This window comes from Amycolatopsis kentuckyensis, assembly GCF_002155975.1.
GTDB lineage: Bacteria > Actinomycetota > Actinomycetes > Mycobacteriales > Pseudonocardiaceae > Amycolatopsis > Amycolatopsis kentuckyensis.
Map to the genome: position 1 here is coordinate 1 of NZ_MUMI01000711.1, position 7,716 is coordinate 7,716.

The following is a 7,716-nucleotide window of genomic DNA, read 5'->3' on the forward strand; positions in this document are numbered from 1 at the left end:
CGAACATCGAACGCGACTTCGTCAGGCGGCCGCGCAGCCGCTCCATGCGGCCCGCCGCCGGCTCGATCACCTCGGCGACCGGGGCCGGTTCGACGACCTCGGCGTCCGGCAGCTCGACGTCGCGGACCGTGCGCTGCGCCGAGTCGCGCGGCACCGCCGCGTCGTCGCCCACCGCGGGCTGGCCGTCGGTCTCCGGCCGGTCCTCGACCGGGTGCTCGGGTGCCTCGGCGGTGCCGCCGGGCGCGAGCGCGATGCCCCCGCTGGCCGCGTACGAACCGCCCTTCGGTTTCGCCTCGACCTCGCGCTGGGCGTCCAGGCTGATCCGCCGCCTGCGTGCGATCAGCAGGCCGGTCACCAGCAGGGCGACCAGGACGACGACGGCGACGACTACGAACAGGAACCAGGTGCTCGACACGGGCCCATCCTTTCATCCGCGCTCCCCGGTGCCGGACACCCCGTCCGCACAGGCAATTCGTCACCAGTTAGATCCCGATTGGGCCAAGACTTCACCACGTGGGTTGCGTCACACGGGAGGCTCCACTAAACCCCTCCGGATGGGGATGAGAGCCAGCCACGGCTATCGGGTGATCGGCCTGATTTCGGGCACGTCGCTCGACGGGATCGACGTGGCCGCCGCCGACCTGCACGCCGAAGACGGCACGGTCGTGCTGACGCCGCTGGGCGAGCTCGACGTCCCCTACCCCGAACCCCTGCGCGCAGGCCTGCTCGCCGCGCTGCCGCCGAACCCGTGCAGCGCCGGCGAACTGACGCGGCTGGACACCGGCGTCGGCCAGGCGTTCGCCGACGCGGCCCGGCGCGGAGCCGCGGAGCTCGCCGGCGGCAGCGCGGACCTGGTCGCGTCGCTGGGCCAGACGGTGTTCCACTGGGTCGAGGACAACCACGTCCGCGGCACCCTCCAGCTCGGCCAGCCCGCCTGGATCGCCGAACGCACCGGGCTGCCGGTCTGCGCCGACCTGCGGGCCCGCGACGTCGCCGCGGGCGGGCACGGCGCGCCCCTGGCGAGCACGCTCGACCAGCTGTGGCTGCGCGGCCTCGCCGAGGACACCGGCCGGCCGGTCGCCGCGCTGAACCTCGGCGGCATCGCGAACATCACCGTCGTCGCCGAGGGGCGGCCGGTGATCGCCTACGACACCGGGCCCGCCAACGCCCTGCTCGACCTCGCCGCCCACCGCGTCTCGGGGCAGCGCAGCGACGTCGACGGCCGGCTGGCCCTCGGCGGGTCGGTGCGCGCCGACCTGCTCGGCCGGCTGCTGGCCGACCCCTACTTCGCCGCCGCGCCGCCGAAGTCCACCGGCAAGGAGCACTTCAACGCGGGCTACCTCGACGCGGCGCTGGACGGCCTGGACCGGGTCGACCCCGGCGACCTGCTCGCGACGCTGACCGAGCTGACCGCCGTCACCGTGGCCGAGCAGTGCCGCCGCCACGGCGTCACGACCGTCATCGCCTCCGGTGGCGGCGTCGCGAACCCGGCGCTGCTGGCGGCGCTCGTCCGGAACCTGCCCTCGGCGGTGCTGAAGACCAGTGACGACCTCGGCCTGCCCGGCGCCGGCAAGGAGGCGTACCTCACCGCGTTGCTGGGCTGGCTCACCTGGTGCGGCGTGCCCGGTACGGTGCCGTCGGCGACCGGTGCCCGCGGGCCGCGCGTGCTCGGCGCCCTGGTCCCGGGCGACGGCCCCCTCGACCTTCCCGCCCCGCTGGGGGGCACCGTGACGCGGTTGCGAGTCGCGGAGAAGACCGGATGACGGTAGGAGAGATCCATGCGCGGTGTTGACCTCGCCATCATCGTGATCTACCTGGCGGCGATGCCGCTGATCGGCGTGCTCGTCGGCCGAAGACAACGGTCGGCGGCCGACTACTTCGTCGGCGAGCGCAGCCTCCCGTGGGGTGCGGTGATGCTGTCCGTGGTGGCCACGGAGACCTCGACGCTCACCGTGATCAGCACGCCCGGGCTGGTCTTCGGCAACGCGTTCCTGTTCCTGCAGCTGGCCTTCGGCTACATCATCGGCCGGACGATCGCCGCGTTCGTCCTGCTGCCGCGGTACTTCCGGGGCAACCTGGTCAGCGCGTACGCCTTCCTCGGGAAGCGGTTCGGCTCCGGGCTGCAGGGCACGGCGTCGGTGACGTTCGTGATCACGCGGCTGCTCGCCGAGGGGGTGCGCCTGTTCGCCGGCGCGATCCCGATCAAGGTGATCCTGAGCCACTACGGCATCCACCTGGACTACTGGGTGATCGTCGTCATCCTCACCGCCCTGACGCTGGTCTACGCCTACATCGGCGGGATCAAGGCGGTCGTCTGGGTCGACGTCATCCAGCTGTCGCTGTACCTCGGCGGCGCCGCGGTGGCCGCGATCGTGCTGCTGAACAAGCTGCCCGCCGACTGGGCCTCCCAGGCGTCCGCGGACGGCAAGTTCATGCTCGTCGACTTCACGAAGAACCTGCTGACCAGCCCGTACGCCTTCGTGACGGCGGTGCTCGGCGGCGCGGCGCTGTCGATGGCCTCGCACGGTGCCGACCAGCTGATCGCGCAGCGGCTGCTGGCCACGCGCAGCCTGCGCGACGGCCAGAAGGCGCTGATCGGCAGCGGCGTCATCGTCACCGTGCAGTTCGCGCTGTTCCTGCTGGTCGGCGCGATGCTGTGGGTGTTCAACGGGCGCAAGTCCGTGGCGCAGCTGGGGCTGCAGAGCCCGGACGACGTGTTCTCGCGGTTCATCATCGACGACCTGCCGGTCGGCGTCTCCGGCCTGCTCATCGCCGGCGTGCTGGCCTCGACGATGGGCGCGTTGGCTTCGGCGCTCAACGCGCTGTCGACGTCCACCGTGGCCGACCTCTACCAGCGGTTCACCAAGCGCTCGCCGGAGGACTCGAAGCTGCTGCAGCACGGTCGCATGTGGACGCTGATCTGGGCCGTGGTGTTCGCCGTGTTCGCTTCGCTGTTCTCGACCACGAAGAACTCGGTCATCGAGCTCGGCCTGGCCATCACCGGGTACACCTACGGCGCGCTGCTCGGGTCGTTCCTGCTGGGCCTGCTGATCAAAAAGGCGCGGCAGGTGGACGCGATCATCGCGTTCGTCGTCACGGTCGTGGTGATGGCGTTCGTCATCCTCGGGGTGAAGTTCAGCGCGAAGACCGGCGGCCTGATCGGCGTCGACTTCAGCAAGGCGGCCGGGGACAAGGTGGCGCTCGCCTACCCGTGGTACACGCTGATGGGCGTGGTGATCACGCTGGTCGTCGGCGGGTTGCTGGCCCTGCGGCACCGCACGCCGGACCCGAAGGCGGCGGAGTCGGAAGCCGCGGGCGAGACGGCGGAGGTGCCCGCCGCCTGATCCTTCTGAACCGTTTCCGGCGGGCTCCCGTGTCGAGGGGCGGGAGCCCGCCGAGAAGCGGCGGGAGGATTTCGAAGGTGGATTCGATGAAGCGGATGACGGTGGCGCTCGCGATCGGCGCCCTGCTGGTCGGCGGCGCGGCAACGGCTTCGGCCACCCCGGCGGCCTCGAAGGTGCCGGACGCGATCAAGGTGCCGGCGGGCAACCGGGCCCTGGCGAGCTACCCGGCAGAGGGCGTCCAGATCTACGGCTGCACGAACGGCGCGTGGGCGCTGATCCAGCCCGCGGCGGTCCTGTCGAGGCACGGGAAGCCGGTGGCGCTGCACAGCAAGGGCCCGGTGTGGACGTCCATCGTGGACGGCAGCACGGTCGGTGCGGCGGCGGCCGCGTCGTCGCCGCGGAAGGACGCGATCCCGGAGCTGCTGCTCAAGGCGAACCTCAACACCGGCGACGGGATCTTCGGCAAGGTGACCTACATCCAGCGCCTCAACACCCGCGGCGGCGTGGCCCCGGCCGGGGCGTGCACGGCCGGAGCGCAGACGGCGGTCCGGTACTCGGCGGACTACGCCTTCTGGGTTGCCGGATAAGCGGATGTGCCCCCCTTCCCGCTCCCGTAGCCTGGGAGCGGGAGGGGGTCACATGGGGTTCTTCATCGGGCTCGGCGCTGTCCTTGCGGTGGTGCTCGTCATCGCGCTCATCGTGGACCGGTCCGACCGCAAACGCGGGGTCGAGCGCGGCATGCTCACACCGCGCGGGCGCCGGCCGCGGATCGGCGACGCCACCCACATCGGCAACGACCTCAGACACTACGAGCCGCGCGTGCAAGGCGAAGACCGCCGCGCGCCGCGCGAAGACGAGGTCAGCTGACCGGGACCGGCTCTTCCTCGCTCGAGCGCAGGCGCTGCGAGATCACCTTCGTGATGCCGTCGCCCTGCATGCTCACGCCGTAGAGCGCGTCGGCGATCTCCATGGTCGGCTTCTGGTGGGTGATGATGATCAGCTGCGACGAGTCGCGCAGCTGCTCCAGCAGCCCGATCAGCCGGCGCATGTTGGTGTCGTCGAGCGCGGCCTCGACCTCGTCCATGACGTAGAAGGGTGAAGGCCGGGCGCGGAAGATCGCGACCAGCATGCCCACCGCGACCAGCGACTTCTCGCCACCCGACAGCAGCGACAGCCGCTTGACCTTCTTGCCCGGGGGACGCGCTTCGACGTCGACCCCGGTGGCCAGCAGGTCGTCCGGCTCGGTGAGGACCATCCGGCCCTCGCCGCCCGGGAACAGCACGCTGAACACCGTCTCGAACTCGCGGGCCACGTCTTCGTAGGCCGAGGCGAAGACCTCGAGGATCTTCTCGTCGACCTGCTTGATCACGGCTTCGAGGTCCTTGCGGGTGTCCTTGAGGTCCTCCAGCTGCGTGGAGAGGAACTTGTACCGCTCCTCCAGCGCCGCGAACTCCTCCAGCGCGAGGGGGTTCACCTTGCCCAGCAACGACAGGTCCTTCTCGGCGCGCTTGGCGCGGCGGGCCTGGGTTTCGCGGTCGTAGGGCATCGGCGGCGGCGGGGTGACGTCTTCGCCGCGCTCCTTGGCCGCCTCGTACTCGGCCATCTCGCCCGCGCTCGGCGGGACCGGGACGTCCGGGCCGTACTCGCGGACGAGGTCCTCCAGCCCCATGCCGAAGTCCTCGGCGATCTTGGCTTCGAGGGTCTCCAGCCGCAGCCGCTGTTCGGCGCGCAGCACCTCGTCGCGGTGGACGGCGTCGGTCAGCTTCTCCAGCTCGCCGGTGAGCTCGCGGACCTTGGCGCGGACGCTCGTCAGCGCCTGCTCGCGGCTCTGGCGGCGGGCCTGGACCTGGTCGCGTTCGGTGGCGGCGCGCTGCACCGAGTGCTCGATGCGCTCGAGGGCGATCTCGCCGGCGTTGACGACGGCGTTGGCGATCTCGGCACCGCGCTTGCGGGCCGCGGCGGCCCGCTCGGCGCGTTCGCGGGCCTGCTGCTCGGCGTGCGCGGCGCGGCGGAGGCCCTCGGCCTTGCCGGCGATGCTGCGGGCGCGCTCTTCGGAGGTGCGCTGCGCGAGCCGCGCCTCCATCTCCTCCTGCCGCACGACGGCCAGTTCTTCGACGGCCTGGTCGCGCTCGGCGGTGTCCGGATCGTCCTCGACGGGCTGCTCGGCGACGGCGGCGAGCCGTTCCTCCAGCTCGGCGAGCTGGGCGAGGGCCTGGACGCGGCTCTGCTCGACCTTCGCGCGCTGCCCGCTGACCCGCTCGACCTCGGCCTGCGCCTGGCGGGCCGCCTGCTGCATCCGGTTGAGCCGCTCCGACGAGCGCGCCTTGCGGACCTTCGCCTCGCCGAGCGCGTCCTTGGCCTGGGAGACCTCTTCGCGGCGCGCCTGCTGCTCGGCGCGGGCGCCTTCCAGCTCGGCCGCGTACCGCTCCAGCGAGCGTTCGGCCAGGCGGAGCCGCTCCGCCGCCTCGTCGACGGCGGCCTGGACCTCGATCACGCTCTCGCGCTTGCCGGAGCCGCCGATCGCCCAGCGCGCGCCGAAGACGTCGCCTTCGGCGGTGACCGCGCGGACTTCGGGGTGCACCGCGACGAGGTGGCGGGCGGCATCGAGGTCGCGGACCAGGGCCAGCTTGTCGAGGGCCTGCTCGACGGCGGGCCGCAGCTGCGCCGGCGCCGTGACGACCTCGCGGGCCCAGCGCGCACCTTCCGGCAGCGCGGGCCAGGTGTAGGTGTCCACAGTGGACTCGGGACCGCCGAGCAGGATGCCGGCACGGCCGGAGTCGGTGTCCTTCAGGTACTTCAGCGCGCGCAGGGCGTCTTCGCCGCCCGTGACGGCGACCGCGTCGGCCACCGGGCCGAGCGCCGCGGCCAGCGCGACCTCGTGGCCGGGCTCGACGGTCAGCAGCGCGGCGACCGAGCCGAGCAGGCCCGGCAGCTCGTGGGACGCGCCGAGCAGCGCGCCCGCGCCGTCCTTGCGCTTGAGCCCCATCGACAGCGCCTCGACGCGCGCCTTCTCGGACGCGATCTCGCGCTCGGCCGCGCGTTCGGCCTTGACCAGCTCTTCGACCCGCGCCTTGGCCGCGTTGTTGGCCTCGACCGCGCGGTCGTGGCGGTCCATCAGGCCGGCGTCGTCGGACTCCTCGACGCCGCCCTCGGCCTTCGCCATCTCGAGTTCTTCGACGGCGATTTCGGCGCGCTCGGCGGCCTCTTCGAGGGAGACGCTGAGGCGGTCGATCTCGTCGGAGGTGGCGCCGTTCTTGCTGCGCAGCGCCTCGACCTGACCGGTCAGCTTGGCCATGCCCTCGCGGCGGTCGGCGATGGCGCGGACGGCGGCCCAGTGCGCGCGCTCGGCGGCCTGGACGCGCTGTTCGAGGTCTTCGCGGCGCAGCACGGTCTCGGCGAGCAGCTCCCGGGCCTCCATGACGGCCTCGTTGAGCTCCTCTTCCTGCTCGGCGACGCGCTCGGCCTCTTCGAGGAGCTCTTCGGGGTCGCGGCCACCGGTCGACGTCGTGACATCGGCGGAGAGGTGCCGCTGGCGCTCGATGGCGAGCCGGACGGTGCCGCGCAGGCGCTCGGCCAGCGCGGACAGCTTGTACCAGGTCTCCTGGGCGGTCTGCAGCAGCGGCGCGTCCTCGGCCAGCGAGGCTTCCAGCTCGGCTTCTTCGGCGGAGACGATCTCGAGGTGCTGCTCGACCTCGGCGCGGCGCTGGCGGGCGGTGCGCTCGTCGGCTTCGTCGCGCTCGATGGTGGTCCGCTGGGTGACCAGGTCGTCGGCGAGCAGGCGCAGGCGGGAGTCGCGCAGCTCGGACTGCACGGACTGGGCCTTGCGGGCGATCTCGGCCTGCTTGCCCAGCGGCTTGAGCTGGCGGCGCAGCTCAGTCGTCAAGTCGCCGAGGCGGTCGAGGTTGCCCTGCATGTTGGCCAGCTTGCGCAGGGTCTGTTCCTTGCGCTTGCGGTGCTTGAGGACGCCGGCGGCCTCTTCGATGAAGGCGCGGCGCTCTTCGGGCTTGGACTCGAGGATCGCCGAGAGCTGGCCCTGCCCGACGATGACGTGCATCTCGCGGCCGATACCGGAGTCCGACAGCAGTTCCTGGACGTCCATCAGGCGGCAGCGGTCACCGTTGATCTCGTACTCGCTCGCGCCGTCGCGGAACATCCGGCGGGTGATCGAGACCTCGGAGTACTCGATGGGGAGCGCGCCGTCGGCGTTGTCGATGGTGAGGGTGACCTCGGCGCGGCCGAGCGGGGCGCGGCCCGCGGTGCCGGCGAAGATGACGTCCTCCATCTTGCCGCCGCGCAGGTCCTTGGCGCCCTGGGTGCCCATGACCCAGCGCAGCGCGTCCAGCACGTTGGACTTGCCCGAGCCGTTCGGGCC

General features: G+C 72.1%; 5 protein-coding genes and 1 pseudogene. 4 read left to right on the forward strand and 2 right to left on the reverse strand.

Annotated elements, in window-relative coordinates; genetic code table 11:
- Window positions 1–415, reverse strand: a pseudogene (locus tag CCN39_RS46225) (signal recognition particle-docking protein FtsY); the annotation flags it as partial.
- Between the two features lie 139 nt (window positions 416–554).
- On the opposite strand from CCN39_RS46225, the gene CCN39_RS46230 reads away from it, so the two are divergent.
- The 4 genes from CCN39_RS46230 (at window position 555) to CCN39_RS46245 (ending at window position 4,211) form a co-directional block, all read left to right on the forward strand.
- Entirely contained in the window at window positions 555–1,763 is a 1,209-nt protein-coding gene (locus CCN39_RS46230) for an anhydro-N-acetylmuramic acid kinase (RefSeq protein WP_086853354.1), read from the forward strand.
- Between the two features lie 15 nt (window positions 1,764–1,778).
- Window positions 1,779–3,344, forward strand: a complete 1,566-nt coding sequence (locus CCN39_RS46235) for a sodium:solute symporter (protein ID WP_086853356.1) — start codon at window positions 1,779–1,781, stop codon at window positions 3,342–3,344.
- 86 nt (window positions 3,345–3,430) lie between these two features.
- Window positions 3,431–3,931: a DUF3455 domain-containing protein gene (locus CCN39_RS46240; protein ID WP_086853359.1), complete on the forward strand. Its 501-nt coding sequence runs from the start codon at window positions 3,431–3,433 to the stop codon at window positions 3,929–3,931.
- A 52-nt stretch (window positions 3,932–3,983) separates the two neighbouring features.
- Window positions 3,984–4,211 carry a hypothetical protein gene (locus CCN39_RS46245; RefSeq protein ID WP_086853357.1) on the forward strand — a complete coding sequence of 76 codons (228 nt, stop codon included), beginning with the start codon at window positions 3,984–3,986 and terminating at the stop codon, window positions 4,209–4,211.
- Here CCN39_RS46245 and smc read toward each other — a convergent pair.
- Window positions 4,204–7,716: chromosome segregation protein SMC (gene smc / locus CCN39_RS46250; RefSeq protein ID WP_086853361.1), on the reverse strand; the 3,513-nt coding region annotated here is incomplete at its 5' end. The genes CCN39_RS46245 and smc overlap by 8 nt on opposite strands.

Excerpts from the sequence above, each read along its gene's own strand:
- CCN39_RS46240 (WP_086853359.1), top strand. The coding sequence starts at position 3,431 with ATGAAGCGGATGACGGTGGCGCTCGCGATCGGCGCCCTGCTGGTCGGC.
- CCN39_RS46230 (WP_086853354.1), top strand. The coding sequence starts at position 555 with ATGGGGATGAGAGCCAGCCACGGCTATCGGGTGATCGGCCTGATTTCG.
- CCN39_RS46245 (WP_086853357.1), top strand. The coding sequence starts at position 3,984 with ATGGGGTTCTTCATCGGGCTCGGCGCTGTCCTTGCGGTGGTGCTCGTC.
- CCN39_RS46235 (WP_086853356.1), top strand. The coding sequence starts at position 1,779 with ATGCGCGGTGTTGACCTCGCCATCATCGTGATCTACCTGGCGGCGATG.